Consider the following 17,609-nt stretch of genomic DNA (forward strand, 5'->3'; position numbering starts at 1 on the left):
CTCGATCCGATAACACCTGCGGCTTGCGCATGTTTGTTTGGGTATGTAGATTGTTCATATGAGCAACGACGGACCGAGGGGGTGTGCAGTGAGAGTCAAGAAGACGATCGACCAGACCGGTCGATCCAGGAGATTCGTGGCCGAGCAGGTTGGGATCCCGTACTCGACCATCAACAGGAAACTCGCGTTCGGCGCCCACTTCGGTCTTCGAGAGCTCCTGCTCCTCGCGGAAGCACTCGGCATCTCGCCCAGTCAGTTCATGACCGATGACGACCCGGTCAGTCCGATGCTGACTCCGCACCACAGCGGCGCCGGCCGAAGCTCCACCGGGTAGCTCGAGCACCAGCGACGCGGAGAGCCCCAGCGGTGTGCGAGTCACCGCCGTCGCACTGATCCTCATGGATCACGTCCACGCAGAGCAGGGTGAAGCGTCACCTCTCGCGTGCATCCGTTCGCATTCTGCGAACTGATTCCGGGCACTCGTGCCCGTCCCGTCGATCGACCGAACGGGCTGATCGGCATACCCGTCTATTCCCATGCCCAAAGGAGGCATCAATGGATATTTCCACCCTCGTCAGTGTCGAGGGGCACCTGTTCACCAGAGATCTCGCACGCCGAGTCCGCTGGGTCGCAGCACAGGTCCGCTCGAGGGGGTTCACCCTCAAGATCACCGAGGGCTACCGCCCCGTCGGTGTCCCAGCTGACCAATACGTCCTCGTCGAGTCCAAGACCTCGACGGGCGGCTCAAACCAGTGGTTCCAGTGGGGCCGCATGAACCGCGGGGAGACGCCGGAAGCGGCGTACCCCGGCACTTCACCACACGGTCGCGGCGAAGCCGTCGACTGGGACACCAACAACATGGCCGTCCGCTCCGAGTACATGCGCCTCGCCGGACTCGGCCAGACCATCGCATCCGAATCATGGCATGCCGCAATCGTCGGCCCGCCTCTCGTCAACATTCCCGAAGAAGGGGGATTCCTCATGGCACTTACCGATGCCGAACAGAACAAGCTCAAGTCCGACGTGGTCGCGATCAAGAAGATCACCGGGTTCCGACTCCTGCGCAACGAGCAGACCGGGGAGACCTACGCGGTCAATCCGATCGCGGGAGGCTACTGGCACATCCCGAGTCCCGCCGCCCTCAGCTCGCTGAACATGCTCGGGATCATCCCCGGAGCGGACGCGATCGAGACGGTCCACAAGGACAACCTCGCCTGGATGTTCTCCGTCTACCGCGAACTCGGCACCCCCGAGTGACCCGCAGCTACCAGCGGGCGCACCGCTCGCGGAAGAGAGAGGAGCGTCGCGTATGACCTTCTCGAAGCTCACGACCTCGACTTCCGGCAACGGCAACCAGTTCAACGCCCGCTCGCGGGCCGTCGACCACTTCGTCGTGCACCATGCGGCCGACTCATCGCTCGCCAACGTGCTCGCGATGATGTCGTCCGGCTCGCGACAGGTCAGCGCGAACTACGTCGTGAAAGACGCCCAGATCGTCGGTGTCGTTCCCGAGGAGCACCGGGCGTGGTCGCTCGGCAGCGATGAGTGGGATGGGCGCTCGATCACCGTCGAGACCTGCAACTCGGCAACCGGGGACGCATCCGGCTGGCCGATCTCGGAGGCCTCGTATCAATCACTCGCACGACTGATCGCCGACTGCGCGACCAGGTACGGGTTCCCCATCAACCGCAACACCGTCATCGGGCACAAGGAGGTGTACACGCGCCACGGCGCCTCGTACGCCACCGCGTGCCCCGGTGGCATCAACCTCGACCGACTCGTCAACCTGGCGATCGGCATCCAGCAGAACAACAACGGAGGATTCCTCATGGCACTGACCGATGCAGAACAGAACAAGCTCAAGGCCGATGTGGCCGCGATCAAGAAGATCACGGGGTTCCGGCTCCTGAAGAACGAGCAGACCGGTGCTATCTACGCGGTCAACCCGATCGCGGGAGGCTACTGGCACGTTCCGAGCCCGGCAGCTCTCAACTCGCTCAACATCCTCGGGATCATCCCAGGGCAGGACGCGATCGAGACCGTCCACAAGGACAACCTCGCGTGGATGTTCTCCGTCTACCGCGAGCTCGGCACCGCTGAGTAGTTCGACGGAACTCGTGGGGGCCGGGGCGCCGCAATCGCCCCGGCCCCCACGGGCCTTCGCCCGCGTCACTGGGCAGAGCCCAACGATCGAGAGCGTTCAATGACCTTCTCAGAACTCACCACGAATAGCTCACCGCACGCCGATCAGCTCGGCCCCAGACGCGTGCAGGTCGACCGGTTCGTCGTGCACCACGCAGCAACCGAGTCACTTTCGGCTGTGCTCAGCATGATGGGCACCAGATCGCGCGAAGTGAGCTCGAACTACGTGATCAAAGATCAGCAGATCGTCGGCGTCGTGCCCGAAGAAGTCCGCGCGTGGTCGCTGGCGAGCCCTGAGTGGGATGCCAGGGCAATCACCGTCGAGGTGTGCAACGAACGCACGGGGGACGCGAGTGGCTGGCCGATCTCTGAGGCGAGCTACACGTCGTTGGCATCGCTGGTCGCGGACTGCGCGCAGCGCTTCGGCTTCCCCATCGATCGTGTCGCTGTGCTCGGCCATCGAGAAGTCTTCCAGAGGCACGGCGGCTCCTACGCGACTGTCTGCCCCGGAGGCATCGACCTCGATCGAGTTGTGGAGCTCGCGAAGATGCACGCCGCGGGCGGAGCAAGTGAGAGCGAAGGGGGCAGAGGCAACGCAGAACAGGACAAGGAAATGTGGATAGCAGAAGTGCCCGAACTCGGGCGCCAGTACATCGTCACCGCGAACTTCGTGAGGTGGACGGGGAGCCCCGAGGCCGTATCCGGCATCGTCAAGCTGACCGGCCGCCCGGTCGTGAGGTTGGGATTCGCTGAGTTCTTCGCGATGTGGCAGGAGATCAACGCAGGCAATGCCGACGACAGTGCGCTGAGCGGCGAGCGCGAACTGCTCGAGCTCGCGGCGCAGATCCGAGGCATCAGATGATCGGCTGGGTTGGGCCGGAGGCTGCTATCGCCATAGCGGCGGGCTTCACTGCGGTCGGTGCCATCTTCGGGCATGCGACGGCCGGGCGGTCAGCGCGCCGGGCGGACGCCCAGGACCTCGTCGACCAACTTCAGGAAGAGCTCGCCAGCTACCGCGAGCAGCAGGCCGCCATCCGTGCATCCGATGTCGAGCGCCTCAACAGGCTCGATACCTACGTGGACGGGTACCGCACGCACGCTCATGAGCTGCGCGCCCACATTTGGGACGGCAAGGAGCCGCCCCCTCCGGTGTGGCCGTCTCACCTGCCGAAGTGAGCCGGGGCCGCCTCTGCCGGGGCCGCAACATCTCAAAGATCTAAAGGGAGCATCATGTTGAAATATTGGTCCATCAGTTTCCTGGACTACGCCGGAGAACGCGCGTTGAAGACGATCATCCAAGCGTTGTTCGCCGCTGGGGTCCTCGGGGAATCGTTCCTCGGCCTTGACTGGGCAGCGGTCGCGTCCATAAGTGCAGGAATGTTCGTTGCCTCGCTCCTGACCAGCGTCCTGTTCTATCGGGGCGATGGTTCGGACAACCCGGACGACACGAGCGTTGGCCCGGCGAGTCACGACCGCGCTGCATGATTCACGGATGCTGGGCTCCGCGCGCCGCCGGCGAGGGCGATCCGCTCGGTGGAACCGGCAGGAGATAAACGTACATCGTTCGTTTTATGGCGCTAGAGTAGGAAAACGCAGGATCCGGGCTGCGGAACGAATCCGTTCTGCGAGCTCTCGGCGTGAGCGGCAGCAGCGAGTCCCGGAACCGGCCGCTGAGCCTCGACGCAGCGAAAGGCGGAGACATGGGGCGACCCACAACGAGCATCCTGACGAAAGACGGCATCGTCGACGCTGCCGTGCGCCTCATCGACAGGGAAGGCTCCGAGGCAGTGAGCATGCGCCGCATCGCGTCGCACTTCGGCGTCGCCCCCTCGTCGCTCTACAACCACATCGCCTCGCGCCTCGAGCTCATCGAGGAGGTGCGCACGCGCATCTGCGGCCGCATCGACGGCGAGGCGTTCGACCGGCTGCCGTGGGAGGACGCCGTCCTCGTCTGGGCGCACTCCTACCGCGACGCGTTCGCCGCGCACCCGCGCAGCATTCCCCTCCTCATGTCGTCGCAGGTGCGCTCTCCCGCGATCCTCCGCGTGCACGAGAGCTTCACGAGGGGCGCGCTCGCCGCAGGCTGGCCCGAGGAGGAGATCGTGCGGATGCTCACGGCCTACGAGTCGTTCATCCTCGGCTCGGTGCTCGACATGTCGGGCCCGAGCGTGCTCTTCGACCCGAGTGGTCAGGAGAGCGAGGTGCCCGCCTTCGCCTCGGCCGTCGCGCGCGTGACCAAGGAGGGGCTCGACGACCCCGTCGCCGGCCCGGCCTTCGATCTCGGGCTCGCCGCACTCGTGCGCGGCCTGGCGCGGTGAAGACCCCCGTCACGCGCGGCGGCGCCCACATCCATCCACTCGCACTGCACTGACCTGACCGCTCGCCGGTCGCCGACTCGAAGAGGAGTAGCCATGCTCGAATCCCACGTAGGTCTTTCATCGTTCTCTGAGGGCCTGCCGCGCCCGAACATCGCCATCGACGAGGTTCGTCGCCTCGCAGCTGAGCTCTACGGGGTCTCCGGTGAGGTGCGCGAGCTCGGCAGTCAGCAGGACCGCAACTTCCTCTTCACCGAGCCCGCCTCGCCCGCGCAGCCGGCCGGCCGTCGGGTGCTCTTCAAGGTCAGCAACAGAGCGGTGCGCCGCGACGAGATCGAGGCGCAGAACGAGGCCATGCGGCGCATGCACGCCGCGGGCCACCCGTCGCCAGCCCCCGTCGCCAGCCTCGCCGGCCTCGACATCGAGACGGCTGACGTCGACGGTGCTCCCCACAGCATCCGCCTCCTGACCTTCGTCGACGGGACGCCGCTCATCGACTTCGAGCACTTCTCGGCGTCGACCATCGCAGCCATGGGCACGCTCGTCGGCCAGGTCGTCCAGGCGCTCGACGGTTTCGAGCATCCCGGCCTCGAGCGCGAGCTCCAGTGGGACCTTCGCGTCGGCGAGCGGCTGGTCGACGAGCTCATCGGCCACGTGACCGACCCTGAGCGGCAGGCGCTTGTCCTCGCCGCGCTCGAGGCGACCGCCGCGGCGCTGGCTCCGCTGAAGGGCCACCTGCCAGTGCAGGCCATCCACGGAGACCTCACCGACGACAACCTCGTCGCGACCTCCGGCGCGCTCGGCCGCCCCGAGCTCTCCGGCATCATCGACTTCGGCGATGTCGGCACCGGATGGCGCGTCGCCGAGCTGGCCGTGGCCTGCACGGCCGTGTTCCACCACGACCCCGCGCGACCACTCGCTGTGCTGCCGCTCATCCGCGCGTTCGACGCGGTCGTGCCCCTCACCGACGCCGAGATCGACGCGCTCTGGCCGCTCATCGTGCTCCGCGGAGCGACGCTCGTCGTCAGCGGGCTGCAGCAGGTCTCCATCGACGAGGGCAACGACTACGCCGAGGCGGCCCTCGAACGGGAATGGACGATCTTCGCCGTCCCTGCGGCCCTGGATGCGCGGGTCGCGACGGCCGCCATCCGCCGCGCCCTCGGCCGCGAGGCCGCAGCCGGCCCCATCTCCTCGCCTGACGGCGGCGCCGCGCTCCTCGACGCGGACCTCGCCCGCCGCGCGCGCGTCATCACCCTCGACCACACGAGCACGGCGCTGCGCGACGGCTCCTGGCTCGGTGAAGAAGGGGCCGAGGCGGAAGCGCAGCTGCTCCTGCTCGCCGCCCGCAGCGGCGGAGTCGCAGCGACCCGCTTCGGGGAAGCCCGCCTCACGCGCTCGCTCGGCGTCTCCCACGATGCGCCCGTCAACGTCGCGGCCGGGGTGGAGCTGTACAGCGCGAGCGACCTCGCGCTCACGGCGCCCTTCAGCGGTCTTGTCTCCGCGGCCGAGGGCCACGTCACCATCTCCGACGGCGCGCGCACCATCGTCATCGCGGGAGCCCGCGGGCTCACGGAAGCGCGAGCACTGGACGGTGAGAGCGCCGTCGCGCCGGCTCGAGTCGAGTCCGGCGAGCCGTTCGCCGAGATCGCGGGCTGGGCGCAGGTCACGCTCCAGGCGGGCGAGGTCTCCGCACTGGATGCCGCCGCCGCGCCCCTGCCGCGCTTCGTGACGGCCGAAGAGTTCCCGGCCTGGCTCGCCGTCCTCGGCGACCCGAGCGAGCTCATCGGGCTCGCTCCGAGCAGCGTCGGCGCAGCCGGGGCCGGGGCCGGGGAGACGCTCCGCGCGCGACTCGACGCCTACGCGCCGCTGCAGGGCCACTACTACGCGCATCCGCCGCAGATCGAGCGCGGCTGGCGCGAGATGCTCATCGACACCGACGGCCGCCACTACCTCGACATGGTCAACAACGTGACGGCGCTCGGTCACGGGCATCCCGTGCTCGCCGACACGGTGGCACAGCAGTGGCGCATGCTCAACACCAACTCGCGGTTCAACTACGCGTCGGTCGCCGAGTTCAGCGAGCGCCTCCTCGAGACGCTCCCGGACAGCTTCGACACCGTGCTGCTCGTCAACAGCGGCACCGAGGCCGTCGACCTCGCGCTGCGGCTGACGAAGGCCTACACGGGCCGCGACGACGTGGCCTGCGTCGAGGAGTCGTACCACGGCTGGTCCTACGCTTCGGATGCGGTCTCGACTTCCACCTCCGACAACCCCCTCGCCGCCGAACTCCGCGCCCCCTGGGTGCACGCCTTCGACGCCCCGAACGCGTACCGCGGCACCCACCGCGGAGCGGACGCCGGCGAGCGCTATGCGGCCGACGCGATCGCCGAGATCGAGCGCCTCGCCGCGGCCGGCACCCCCATCGGCACGTTCATCGCCGAGCCCCGCAACGGCAACGCTGGCGCCATCGAGGTGCCCGCCGGCTACCTCGCCGCGGTCTACGACGCCGTACGCGCCGGCGGGGGCGCCGTCATCGCCGACGAGGTCCAGGTCGGCTATGGACGCCAGGGCGACGTGTTCTGGGGCTTCGAGCAGCACGCGGGGCCGGGCGGCGATCCGATCGTTCCCGACGTCGTGACGGTCGCGAAGGCCATGGGCAACGGGCATCCACTCGGTGCCGTCATCACGCGCTCCGAGATCGCGCAGGCCCTCGCCGACCAGGGCACCTTCTTCTCGTCGGCCGGCGGTTCGACGCTGAGCGCGAAGCTCGGCGTGACCGTGCTCGACATCATGCGCGACGACCGCCTGCAGGAGAACGCGCACGAGGTCGGCGGCTACCTCCGGGAGCAGCTGGTGGCGCTCGCCGAACGGCAGCCGCTCATCGGCGCGCTGCACGGGCGGGGGCTCTACCAGGGCATCGAGCTCGTGCGCGACCGCGAGACCCTCGAGCCCGCCACGTCCGAGACGCAGGCGCTCTGCGACCGGATGCTCGCGCTCGGCGTCATCGTGCAGCCAACGGGCGACCGCGGGAACGTGCTCAAGGTGAAGCCCCCGCTCTGCTTCACGAAGGAGAGCGCGGACAGGTTCGTGGCGACGCTCGACGAGGTCCTCACGCGCGGCCTCTAGCCGCGGCGACTGCCCCGCCAGGGCGATCACTGCCCGCCGAAGTGCCCTCCACGCCGCCTTCGGAGCGGCACTTCGGCTGGCAGCGATTCCGGCACGGTGTTCCGGAGCGGCACTCCGGCCGGTGGCCGCTGGCGGTAGAATCAGCTCCGGTGTGCCGGGAAGTCTGGTCGGCGGCCCGGTCGGGATGCGACGGGTCCGAACTCTGAGGAGACCCCTTTTGAACGCACCGATCGAACCCACCTCGTCGGCCCAGCCGGGCCCGGAGGGCACGCCAGAGCAGCCCGAGCGCCCCTCATCGGCGCCCGAGTCGCCGGCCGCCAAGAAGCCGCTCGCCGCCCCTGTCTCCGTCGGCGGCCCCCTCACGAAGTTGAGCGAGTGGGTGTCGCGGGAGACGACCGGCGGCATCCTCCTGCTCCTCGCGGCGGCGTTCGCGCTCGCGTGGGCGAACTCCCCGTGGCGCGACGGCTACGCGGCGCTGTCCGGAGTGGTGGTGGGGCCCGCATCCCTGCATCTCGATCTCTCGCTGTCGACGTGGGCGGCCGACGGTCTCCTCGCGATCTTCTTCTTCGTCGTCGGCGTCGAGCTCAAGCAGGAGTTCGTGACCGGCAGCCTCCGCAACCCACGGGAGGCGGCGGTGCCCGTCCTGGCCGCGGTCGGTGGGATGGCAGCCCCGGCGCTGCTCTTCGTGCTCGCGGTGACGCTGCTCGGCGACCCGGCCGCCGTCGGCGGCTGGGCGATCCCGACCGCCACCGACATCGCCTTCGCGGTGGGCGTGCTCGCCATCTTCGGCAAGGGGCTCCCGCGCGGCCTGCGCACCTTCCTGCTGACGCTCGCCGTGGTCGACGACCTGCTGGCGATCGTCATCATCGCCGTCTTCTACACGGCAGGCGTGAACCTCCTGGCCCTCGGCGCATCCATCGCGGTCATCGCCGTCTTCGCCGTCGTGGTTCGCTCGAAGCGGCCCGTCTGGTGGCTGCTCGTGCCGCTCGCGGTCGTCGCGTGGGCGCTCATGCACGAGTCGGGGGTGCACGCCACCATCGCCGGTGTGCTGCTCGGGTTCACGGTGCCGGCGAAGCTCGTGCACGGTGAGGTCTCAGCGCGCACGCACCGCTTCGCGGAGCGCGTCGGGCCGCTGTCGGCAGGCTTCGCGCTGCCCGTCTTCGCGTTCTTCGCGGCGGGGGTCAACGTCGTCGACGGAGCTGGGGTCGGGGAGGTCGTCGCGCAGCCGGTGTTCGTGGCCGTCGCGGGGGCGCTGGTCGTGGGCAAGCTGCTCGGCGTGCTCGGCATGACGGCTCTCGTCACCAAGATCACGCCGCTTCGGCTCCCGGATGCGATCGGCCTCCGCGATCTGCTTCCCGTGGGGTTCCTCACGGGCATCGGGTTCACGGTGTCGCTGCTCATCACGGAGCTCTCGTTCCCGGATGGCGAGCACACGGCGGCGGCGAAGCTGGCCGTGCTCGCGGGGACGCTGATCGCTGCGACGCTCGCGGCGGTCACGCTGCGGCTTGACGCCCGCCGTGCTCGGAGCTCGGACATGAACGCGGACGGCGTCCCCGACATCGACACGACCCCCATCCGCTAGCCCCATCCGCGAGGCCGGGCGACACTCCGGCGCTCCGGCAGCTGACCAGATCGCGGGACGGTTCGGCGGGCTCGCGTCTGATCCGGACGGCACGGCCCGTTCGGTCACGGAAGTTGGCCGCCTGCCGCTGCCGCCCCGTTGCCGCCTCCGGCAGCCGGCCTTAACGAGAACTCGGGATGGGTTTCGCGCTTCGGGATGGGAAGCTACCCATCCCGAAGCGAGAAACCCATCCCGAGAAGTCGTGCGGGCCGGGCGCGGAGGCGTTGGCCTCCGCACCCGGCGGTCGTGGACTAGTGCGCCATCTCGCCCTGGAGCGATGCGGCGGCCGGCACGTCGGCGTCGACCGGCGCCTTGCGCACCCACTTCTTGAGGGCGACGACGGTGAGTGCCGAGATGACCATGCCGATGATGATGGCGAGGACGAACCAGAGCAGGTTGCCGATGGCGAAGAACACGAAGATTCCGCCGTGGGGTGCCTGCGAGGTGACGCCCATGGCCATGGTGATGGCGCCGGTTGCCGCGCCGCCGAGCATGCTGGCGGGGATCACGCGCAGCGGGTCGGCTGCGGCGAACGGGATGGCGCCTTCGGAGATGAAGGCGGCACCGAGCAGCCAGGCCGCGCGACCGTTCTCCTTCTCCACGGGGGAGAAGAGGCGGGGCGCGATGGACGTCGCGAGTGCCATGGCGAGCGGCGGGACCATACCGGCTGCCATGACGGTTGCCATGATCATCCACGGTGCCTGGTTGTCGAACGAACCAGCACCGAGGCCTGCGACGGCGAATGCGTAGGCGACCTTGTTGACGGGGCCTCCGAGGTCGAAGCACATCATGGTGCCGAGGATGATGCCGAGGAGGACCGCGCTTGCGCCGGTGAGGCCCGTGAGCCAGCTGTTGAGGCCGTTGGTGAGGGCTGCGATGGGTCCGCCGAGAAGGATGACCATGAGTCCGGAGGCGATGATGGAGGCGATGAGCGGGATGATGACGACGGGCATGAGGCCGCGCATCCATCGCGGTACGTTCCACGAGCCGATCCAGTAGGCCGCGCCACCTGCGATGAGGCCACCGACGATGCCGCCGATGAAGCCGGCGCCCATGATGCCTGCGACGGCACCGGCGACGAATCCGGGTGCGATACCTGGCCGGTCCGCGATGGCGTAGGCGATGTAGCCGGCGAGGGCTGGCACGAGGAAGCCCATCGAGGCCTGCCCGATGGCGGATGCGACGGCACCGAGGTAGACGAGGAGGCCCGAGCGGGTTGCCTCGTCCGGGGGCAGGTTGAAGAGGGAGTTCTGCAGGATGATGTCCGTGTTGCGGCCATCGCTGACGATGTCGTAGCCGCCGAGGAGGAATCCGAGGGCGATGAGGAGGCCGCCACCTGCGACGAACGGGATCATGTAGCTGACGCCGGTCAGCAGCCAGCGCTTGATGCGGGCGCCGACGCTCTCGTTTGCGGTGTTCTGGGAGGCTTCGCTGGAGTCCGCTGCGGGGACGCGCTTCGCGTTCGGGTCCTTGGCGGCGGCGACGGCCTCGTTGAGCAGCTCGTCTGGGTGGTCGATGCCGCGCTTCACGGGCGACTGCACGACGGGCTTGCCGGCGAATCGGCCCCGGTCGCGCACGTCGACGTCGTTGGCGAAGATGACGGCGTCGGCGCGCTTGATGATGGCGGGGTCGAGCGGCGTGACCTTCGAGGAACCCTGCGGCTCGACGTAGAACTCGATGCCCATCTCCTTGGCCTTCGCCGTGAGCGCATCCGCGGACATGAAGGTGTGGGCGATGCCGGTGGCGCAGGAGGTGACGGCGACGATGACGGGGCCGGTGGATGCGCCGCCCGCGGTGGGGGCTGCCTCTGCGGCTGCCGCTGCTGGCTTCTCTTCCTCCGGCTCGAGGGCCTTCTCGACGATCGCGACGATCTCTTCCGGGGTGGTCGCGGCGCGCAGCGAGTCGTTGAACTCGGGGACCATGAGGGAGCGGGCGAGCTTGGACAGCATCTGGAGGTGCTCGTCGTGGGCGCCGTCCGGGGCCGCGATGAAGAAGACGAGGTCGCTCGGGCCGTCGTGAGCGCCGAAGTCGACGCCTGGCGTGAGGCGCGACATGGCGAGGGTGGCCTCGGTGACGGCGCCGGAGCGGCAGTGGGGGATGGCGATACCGCCGGGGACGCCCGTGGCGCCCTGCTCCTCGCGGGCGAGGGCGTCGGCGGCGAGCGCTGCTGCGTCGGTCGCGCGGCCTTGCGAGACGACGCGTTCGGCCAGGTTGCGGATGACATCGGTCTTGTCCGCACCCAGGTCGACGTCGAGGGCGACGAGCCCTGGCGTGATGTAGGTGGTCATGATGCGTTCTCCTTGGTGCTGCTTGCGAGGTGGGTGATGCGGACGAGGTCCGGTCGTGTCTGTTCTGGGGAGGGGACTCCGCTGCCCGGCAGGGAAGCGGCGGCGCTTCCGTGGGCGACGGCTTGGGCGAGGGCGCGTTCGGGGGGTGCCCCGGTGACGCTCGCGAGCAGGTAGCCGGCGAGCGACGAGTCGCCCGCTCCGACGGTGCTGCGCACGCGAGTGGGTGGCGGGGCGGCGAAGAGGCTGGTTGTTGCGTCGCGGTAGATGGCGCCTGCCCCGCCGAGGGTGGCGAGGACGGCGTCGGCTCCGTTCTCGAGGGCCCAGCCTGCCGCGTCTGCGGCGAGCTGCGGGTCAGCTTCGAGGGCGTCTCCGTCGGCGATGCCGCTCAGCTCGGCGAGCTCGAAGGCGTTCGGCTTGATGAGCTGCACGCGGGTGCCGGATGCGAGGAGCGCCTTGAGCGGTGCGTCGGAGCTGTCGACGGCGACGCGTGGTGCGGCCTCGCCGAGCTCTGCGCGGACGGCCTCGATGAGGGCTGCGTAGAAGGAGGAGTCGAGGCCACGTGGCAGCGAGCCTGCGAGGACAAGCCATTCGGCGTCGCGGGATGCTGCGATGACAGCTGCGACGAGGGCGTCTGCTTCGTCTGCGCTGAGGTGGGGCCCTGGCTCGTTGAGCTTGGTGGTGGTTCCGTCGCTCTCGGTGATGGCGAAGTTGGTGCGCACTCTGCCTTCGATGGGCACGGGCAGCATCCGCAGGCCTTCGGCTTCGACGAGGTTCGTGAAGTCGTCGTCGGCGGAGGCCGGAAAGACGGCGAGGTTGTCGAGCTTGGAGGCGCGGAGGGCGCGGGACACGTTGATGCCCTTGCCGCCTGCCTGCGATTCGCTTCCGGTGAGGCGCTGGACGTCCCCACGAGCGAGCTCGTGGGGGAGGGCGAGGGTTCTGTCGATTGCCGGGTTGGCGGTGACGGTGACGATCATGCGAGCACTGCTTCCACGTCGTTCTCGGTGAGCGCGGCGGCGAGTGCCGTTCGCGGGGGCTGGTCCGTGACCAGTGCATCGACGCTGGAGAGCGCTGCGATGTGGGTGAGGGCATCTTGGTCGAACTTGGAGGCGTCGACGGCGACGACGACGCGTCTGGCTCCCCGGCACATGGCGGATTTCACCGCTGCTTCGTCGGGGTCCGGGGTGCTGAGCCCGAATTCGGCGCTGATGCCGTTGGTGCCGATGAAGGCGAGGTCCGGGCGAAGCGCGGCGAGCTGGGTGAGGGCACTGGGGCCGACGGCGGCGCTGGTGAGGCCTCGCACGCGGCCGCCGATGGCGATCGTGGTGAGTTCGCTGCGTGCGGCGAGGAGCGCGAGGATGGGGAGCGAGTTGCTGATGACCTGCAGCTTGGCGAGTTCGTCGGCGGGGCGTCGGACGAGGGCGGCGGCGATCTCGGCGGTCGTCGTTCCGGCATCGATGAGGATGGATCCGTTGAATCCGCGGGGGATGAGCCGCTCTGCGGCTTCGCCGATGCGGACCTTGGCGTCGTGGTTGAGGGGCTGGCGTTCGGCGACTGCGGTTTCGGCGAGGCTGCCGAGGGAGTTGCCGACGGCGCCGCCGTGGACTCGCCTGACGAGGCTCTCGAGCTCGAGCTGGTCGAGGTCTCGGCGGATGGTCTCGGGGGTGACGTCGAGGTCGCTCGCGAGTTCTCGCACGGCGACTTTCCCGTGCTGCGTGATGCGTTCGAGGATGAGCGCGTGCCGCTCCGTTGCGTACATGGATGCTCCTGTGCGATCCGGGTGTTGGTTCTGGTGGAGAGCGTACGCGGCAAACGGACGTAAAACAAGAGAAGCAAAGATAAACACAGAAACGCGCTCGTGGCCCGGCATTGCTACGCTCCAGGGCGTGCCAGAACTCGACGATGCTCAGACCGTTCACGACGCCGACCAGTTCACCGCCGAACAGCTCCGAGGGTTCCTCGACATCGCGGTGACCGTGGCGACGGAGGCTGCCGAGCTCGTCGCCGCTCGCCGCCTGGAGGGAGTGGCCGTCGCCGACACGAAGTCGTCGTCGGTCGACGTCGTCACCGCCTCCGACAGGGAATCGGAGGCGCACATCCGTCGTCGTCTCGAGGGGCTGCGCCCCGGCGACGGGTTCTTCGGAGAGGAATCGGACGCGTCTGCGAGCACGACCGGGCTCACCTGGGTCGTCGACCCCATCGATGGCACCGTCAACTACTTGTACGGCTACCCCAACTACGCGGTGAGCGTCGCCGTGGTCGTCGGCGACCCGGGGTCGGAGCCCTCTAGCTTCACGACCCTCGCCGCGGCCGTCGTGAACCCCGAGGGGCGCGAGACCTTCACGGCTGTGCGTGGCCAGGGCGCGTGGTGCAACGGCGGGCGGCTGCACGTGGATGCAGCCCCTCCTCTCGAGCTCGCCCTCGTCGGCACGGGGTTCAGCTACTCCGCCGAGCGCCGGGTGCAGCAGGCGGAGCAGTGGATGACGCTGGCTGGGCGCGTGCGCGACCTGCGCCGCGTGGGCGCCGCCTCCCTCGACCTGTGCAACATCGCGATCAACCGGCTGGATGCGTACTACGAGTCGGGGCTGAACCCCTGGGATCACGCCGGAGCTGCTCTGGTCGCCCGTGAGGCTGGAGCGGTCGTCGTGGGTGAGGGGCTCGGGCGCGAAGGGCATCGGCTGATCATCGCCGCGAGGCCGGGGCTGGAGCAGGAGCTCACGCGCTACGTCTCGGTCCTGGCGGACGAGTAGCTCTCCCTCTTCCACGTGGCTCCTGACGGCTCGGCGTGGTTGGTAACGGCCCAGACTGAACTCGGCTCGCCCGGGTACGGGGTGAATTCGGACGAGATCCGGTGAGTCCCGTCCTGCCCCTCTCCCGCGTGATTCCGGGCGAGACAGCCCGGGGTGCAGTCGCCTCGGTCGGGCATGACCGCGTAGGATTCCCTGGAGACCTTGAAGTTTCCGTGACCTGCGCGTTACTATTTACCAGTTCGTTATAAACCGCGGTAAGGATATGAATCGTTGACTTCCCTTCTCACATCGGGCCAGGAGCAGGCTCTGCCGGCGCCCATGACCCGTCGAGAACTCCGCGAAGCAGAGCGTCTCGCATCGCTCGCGACCATCGCACCGGCGGCAACTCCAGAGGCCTTCAGCTCGCGCCGCGCTCGGCGTGAGGCGGAGCGCACGACGGCTCCCGTCGCGTCGGCCCCAGTCATCACGGCAGCGCTCGCGCCGAAGATCGTCTCGGCCGGCCAGGCCGAGACTGCTCCGGTCGTCTCCGCACCCGCTCCGGCCCCGGCGTCCATCTCCACGCCGAGCATCGCCGAGGTTGCCCAGATCCGTTCGGACGACACCGAGTCGACGGCACGCATCGAGCGGGCTTCGGTCGCGGTGCTCGAGGTTCCGCTGAGCTTCGCTCGCAACGAAGAGGCGCTCCGCCCCGAGGTCGACAGCAAGACAGGCCGTCGCGGACTCGTCCGCGTCAAGAACTCGGAGAAGTCGCACAAGAAGCGCGGCGCGCTCCTCCGCGGTGCAGCTGGCGTCACGGCGCTCGGCTTCGCCGCAACCATCGCCGTCGTCTCGACGATGCCCGCGAACGCCACCTCCACGCAGGAAGACCAGGTCGCAGGCGACAGCTCAGCAGCGCTCGCCGACGCCGTCTCCTCGGTCCCCGGCCAGACCCTCACGGTCGCCGGCGGCGAAGCCACCACGGTCGAGCGGGAAGACGCCTACGCCGTCACGACCATGGGGTCGGCCACGGCGGCCAACCTCATGAGCCTCGTCGACCGCGGCACCTACAAGAACGACCTGTCCGCGACGGTCCAGTGGCCCTTCCCGGTCGGCGTCGCCATCACCGACGACTTCGGTCCTCGCGTCTCGCCCGGTGGCATCGGCAGCACGAACCACATGGGCATCGACTTCGCACCTGCGCAGGGCACGCCGATCGGCGCGATCGCCGGCGGCACGGTCACGAGCGTCACCCCGACCGACAACGGCGGCCTCGGCGTGCACGTCATCGTGCAGCACGTCATCAACGGCCAGAGCTACGAGAGCGTGTACGGTCACATGCTGACCGGCTCCATCGGGGTCAAGGTCGGCGACGTCGTCAAGGTCGGCGACGAGCTCGGCAAGGTCGGGAACACGGGCGCGTCGACTGGCCCTCACCTGCACCTCGAGGTGCACACGGCGGATGGCAACAAGATCGACCCGATTGCCTTCCTCACGCAGTTCAACAACGTTTCCACGGTCGTCACGATGCCCGGCGAAAGCGCCGGCGCGTAACACGCGGCACACCACGGGGGTGGTGTTCTCACGGGGTTCCGTGAGGTGCTATCCTCATCTGGTGCCATTCCGAGCCACAAGCTCGATTGGCATCTTGCCCCGATAGCTCAGTGGTAGAGCACTTCCATGGTAAGGAAGGGGTCGTCGGTTCAAACCCGACTCGGGGCTCTGATCGTGGGTGCGAAAGCATCCTCGACACCCATGGCTGGGTAGCTCAGTTGGTGAGAGCGCACGACTCATAATCGTGAGGTCGAGAGTTCGAATCTCTCTCCAGCTACAGATCAAGACCCGGTTGCCCTTCTGGCCACCGGGTCTTCTGCATTCCCGGGTCTTCTGCATTCCCGGTGCCTTTCTGCACTCGTTGCCTTCCTGCATTCAGACCGCACTTCCGCATTCCGACATGGTGCGCCGCGTTCCGGCACGCTCCTCGGCATTCCGTCCGGAACCTCTGCGTTCCGGGCGGCATAGGCTTGTGTGGCCGAGTCCCCGCTCCGCTGAATCATCGTGAGGTCACATGCCAGAACGCTCGTCCACTCCCAAGATCGCCTTCCTCGATGTCGACGGCACGATCCTCGACCACGGTCGCCGGATCGCGCCTTCCACCGTTCGAGCGATTCGGGAGGCTCGCGCCGCCGGCCATCTCGTCTACCTGTGCACGGGGCGAGCAGCGGGCCACATCCCTGAGTCGGTTCTCGAGATCGGCTTCGACGGTGCCGTGACGAACGGGGGTGCGTTCGCCATGGTGGGTGACGTGCTCGTACACGGAGAGACCATGCCGAGGGAAGAGCTCGACGCGCTGCTGGCCCACTTCGAGGAGCACGAGCTCCACTACCTCCTGCAGACCAACCGGCGGGTGTACGCCTCGGCCCGTACTCGAGGTGCAATCCAGGAGCACCTCGCGGCTGCCCGTGCCGACAAGCCGGAGCCGCAGACGTCGCCGCAGGCCGGCTTTTCTGCAGAGCCGATCGAGGATGCCCCGCTCGACGAGATCGCGAAGGCCGTCTTCTTCACCGAGGAAGCCGGTGCTGTGGAGCGCGCGCGGCAGGAGTTCGGCGAGCGGTTCCACATCGTGCGTGGGAGCATGCCCCTGCCTGGTGGTTCGGATGGCGAGATCGGGTTGCGCGGAACGACGAAGGGCGCCGCAATCGAGAAGGTGCTCGAGCACCTCGGACTCGACCGTGCTGATGCCATCGGCATCGGCGACAGCTGGAACGACGTCGAGATGTTCGAGGTGTGCGGCGTCGGAGTCGCGATGGGCAACGCTGCTCCTGAGCTGCAGGAGCTCGCGGATGAAGTCACGTCAACGGTGCTGGAGAACGGCATCTTCGACGCATTTGCGCGCCACGGTCTCGTGAGGGCGGATGCGTCTTCTCGGGGCTGACTCGCTCTCCGTCATGCGGGCATCGTCTGCTGGCTCGGCGTTCCTGCTCGGCACTCAACGGCCGAACCCGTGACTCGTGTGGTGCGCGACACGCCCGGGGTGTGGCCTGGTTTGACCCCAGGATCGGCGCGAGGGTAAGTTACACAGGTTGCTTCCGAGCGGCCGGGAAATCGGCTTGAAGGAGCACAACGAAACTGAACATCAGGAACTGGAATGTCCAGTGGCAATTGCGAATCTCGCACAGCCCAAGTTGACAAGGTTCCAAACCTGATGTAGGTTAGAGAGGTTGCTCTCGGGAGATGGTCGAATAGGCCGGAAACGAGAAGCGTCCGATTCTTGAGAACTCAACAGCGTGCACTATGTCAAATGCCAATTTGATCCTGTGCCTCTTCCTTTGGAGGGGGTAAGGATTCCTTTTGGAAACATATTTGGACAATACAAGTCAGTACTGAACTTTCG

At 68.1% G+C, this 17,609-nt stretch carries 15 protein-coding genes and 2 tRNA genes; 14 read left to right on the plus strand and 3 right to left on the minus strand.

The window, feature by feature from the left end; genetic code table 11:
* Window positions 1–88: 88 nt before the first annotated feature.
* From ITJ61_RS15395 to nhaA, 9 genes are all read left to right on the plus strand, one after another.
* Window positions 89–334 (plus strand): helix-turn-helix domain-containing protein, encoded by a 246-nt coding sequence (locus tag ITJ61_RS15395; RefSeq protein WP_104307434.1) that lies wholly within the window; start codon window positions 89–91, stop codon window positions 332–334.
* A gap of 221 nt (window positions 335–555) precedes the next feature.
* Window positions 556–1,257 (plus strand): hypothetical protein, encoded by a 702-nt coding sequence (locus ITJ61_RS15400; protein WP_104239771.1) that lies wholly within the window; start codon window positions 556–558, stop codon window positions 1,255–1,257.
* 52 nt (window positions 1,258–1,309) lie between these two features.
* The gene (locus tag ITJ61_RS15405; protein ID WP_104239770.1) at window positions 1,310–2,104 is read left to right on the plus strand and encodes an N-acetylmuramoyl-L-alanine amidase; all 795 of its coding nucleotides are present in this window, start codon (window positions 1,310–1,312) and stop codon (window positions 2,102–2,104) included.
* A 99-nt stretch (window positions 2,105–2,203) separates the two neighbouring features.
* Window positions 2,204–3,004 (plus strand): N-acetylmuramoyl-L-alanine amidase, encoded by an 801-nt coding sequence (locus ITJ61_RS15410; protein WP_194686644.1) that lies wholly within the window; start codon window positions 2,204–2,206, stop codon window positions 3,002–3,004.
* Complete coding sequence (locus ITJ61_RS15415) at window positions 3,001–3,318, plus strand: hypothetical protein (RefSeq protein ID WP_104239768.1); 318 nt, start codon at window positions 3,001–3,003, stop codon at window positions 3,316–3,318. The genes ITJ61_RS15410 and ITJ61_RS15415 overlap by 4 nt, the downstream gene beginning before the upstream one ends.
* A 54-nt stretch (window positions 3,319–3,372) precedes the next feature.
* Window positions 3,373–3,627, plus strand: a complete 255-nt coding sequence (locus ITJ61_RS15420) for a holin (RefSeq protein WP_194686645.1) — start codon at window positions 3,373–3,375, stop codon at window positions 3,625–3,627.
* A gap of 215 nt (window positions 3,628–3,842) precedes the next feature.
* Window positions 3,843–4,460 carry a TetR/AcrR family transcriptional regulator gene (locus ITJ61_RS15425; protein WP_194686646.1) on the plus strand — a complete coding sequence of 206 codons (618 nt, stop codon included), beginning with the start codon at window positions 3,843–3,845 and terminating at the stop codon, window positions 4,458–4,460.
* A gap of 93 nt (window positions 4,461–4,553) precedes the next feature.
* Window positions 4,554–7,583 (plus strand): aminotransferase, encoded by a 3,030-nt coding sequence (locus tag ITJ61_RS15430; protein WP_194686647.1) that lies wholly within the window; start codon window positions 4,554–4,556, stop codon window positions 7,581–7,583.
* A 217-nt stretch (window positions 7,584–7,800) separates the two neighbouring features.
* Complete coding sequence (nhaA, locus tag ITJ61_RS15435) at window positions 7,801–9,165, plus strand: Na+/H+ antiporter NhaA (RefSeq protein WP_228496692.1); 1,365 nt, start codon at window positions 7,801–7,803, stop codon at window positions 9,163–9,165.
* A 290-nt stretch (window positions 9,166–9,455) separates the two neighbouring features.
* Here the strand turns inward: nhaA and ITJ61_RS15440 are convergent, their stop codons facing one another.
* From ITJ61_RS15440 to ITJ61_RS15450, 3 genes are read right to left on the minus strand one after another with little or no spacing between them, the layout of a single operon-like run.
* Window positions 9,456–11,492: a PTS fructose transporter subunit IIABC gene (locus ITJ61_RS15440; RefSeq protein WP_194686648.1), complete on the minus strand. Its 2,037-nt coding sequence runs from the start codon at window positions 11,490–11,492 to the stop codon at window positions 9,456–9,458.
* Window positions 11,489–12,466, minus strand: a complete 978-nt coding sequence (locus tag ITJ61_RS15445; protein ID WP_104307440.1) for a 1-phosphofructokinase family hexose kinase — start codon at window positions 12,464–12,466, stop codon at window positions 11,489–11,491. The genes ITJ61_RS15440 and ITJ61_RS15445 overlap by 4 nt, the downstream gene beginning before the upstream one ends.
* Window positions 12,463–13,248 carry a DeoR/GlpR family DNA-binding transcription regulator gene (locus ITJ61_RS15450; RefSeq protein ID WP_104239761.1) on the minus strand — a complete coding sequence of 262 codons (786 nt, stop codon included), beginning with the start codon at window positions 13,246–13,248 and terminating at the stop codon, window positions 12,463–12,465. Before ITJ61_RS15450 ends, ITJ61_RS15445 begins: the two co-directional genes overlap by 4 nt.
* A 127-nt stretch (window positions 13,249–13,375) precedes the next feature.
* Between ITJ61_RS15450 and ITJ61_RS15455 the strand changes: the two genes are divergently transcribed.
* The 5 genes from ITJ61_RS15455 (at window position 13,376) to ITJ61_RS15475 (ending at window position 17,150) form a co-directional block, all read left to right on the plus strand.
* The gene (locus ITJ61_RS15455; protein WP_323744382.1) at window positions 13,376–14,239 is read left to right on the plus strand and encodes an inositol monophosphatase family protein; all 864 of its coding nucleotides are present in this window, start codon (window positions 13,376–13,378) and stop codon (window positions 14,237–14,239) included.
* Between the two features lie 270 nt (window positions 14,240–14,509).
* Window positions 14,510–15,769 carry a M23 family metallopeptidase gene (locus tag ITJ61_RS15460; protein WP_146080600.1) on the plus strand — a complete coding sequence of 420 codons (1,260 nt, stop codon included), beginning with the start codon at window positions 14,510–14,512 and terminating at the stop codon, window positions 15,767–15,769.
* A 96-nt stretch (window positions 15,770–15,865) separates the two neighbouring features.
* Window positions 15,866–15,937, plus strand: a tRNA-Thr gene (locus ITJ61_RS15465).
* A gap of 35 nt (window positions 15,938–15,972) precedes the next feature.
* Window positions 15,973–16,046: transfer RNA gene (locus ITJ61_RS15470), tRNA-Met, on the plus strand.
* A gap of 237 nt (window positions 16,047–16,283) precedes the next feature.
* The gene (locus tag ITJ61_RS15475; RefSeq protein WP_104239758.1) at window positions 16,284–17,150 is read left to right on the plus strand and encodes a Cof-type HAD-IIB family hydrolase; all 867 of its coding nucleotides are present in this window, start codon (window positions 16,284–16,286) and stop codon (window positions 17,148–17,150) included.
* Window positions 17,151–17,609: the final 459 nt, after the last annotated feature.

This window comes from Pseudoclavibacter sp. VKM Ac-2888 (assembly GCF_015351285.1).
Taxonomy (GTDB): domain Bacteria; phylum Actinomycetota; class Actinomycetes; order Actinomycetales; family Microbacteriaceae; genus Pseudoclavibacter.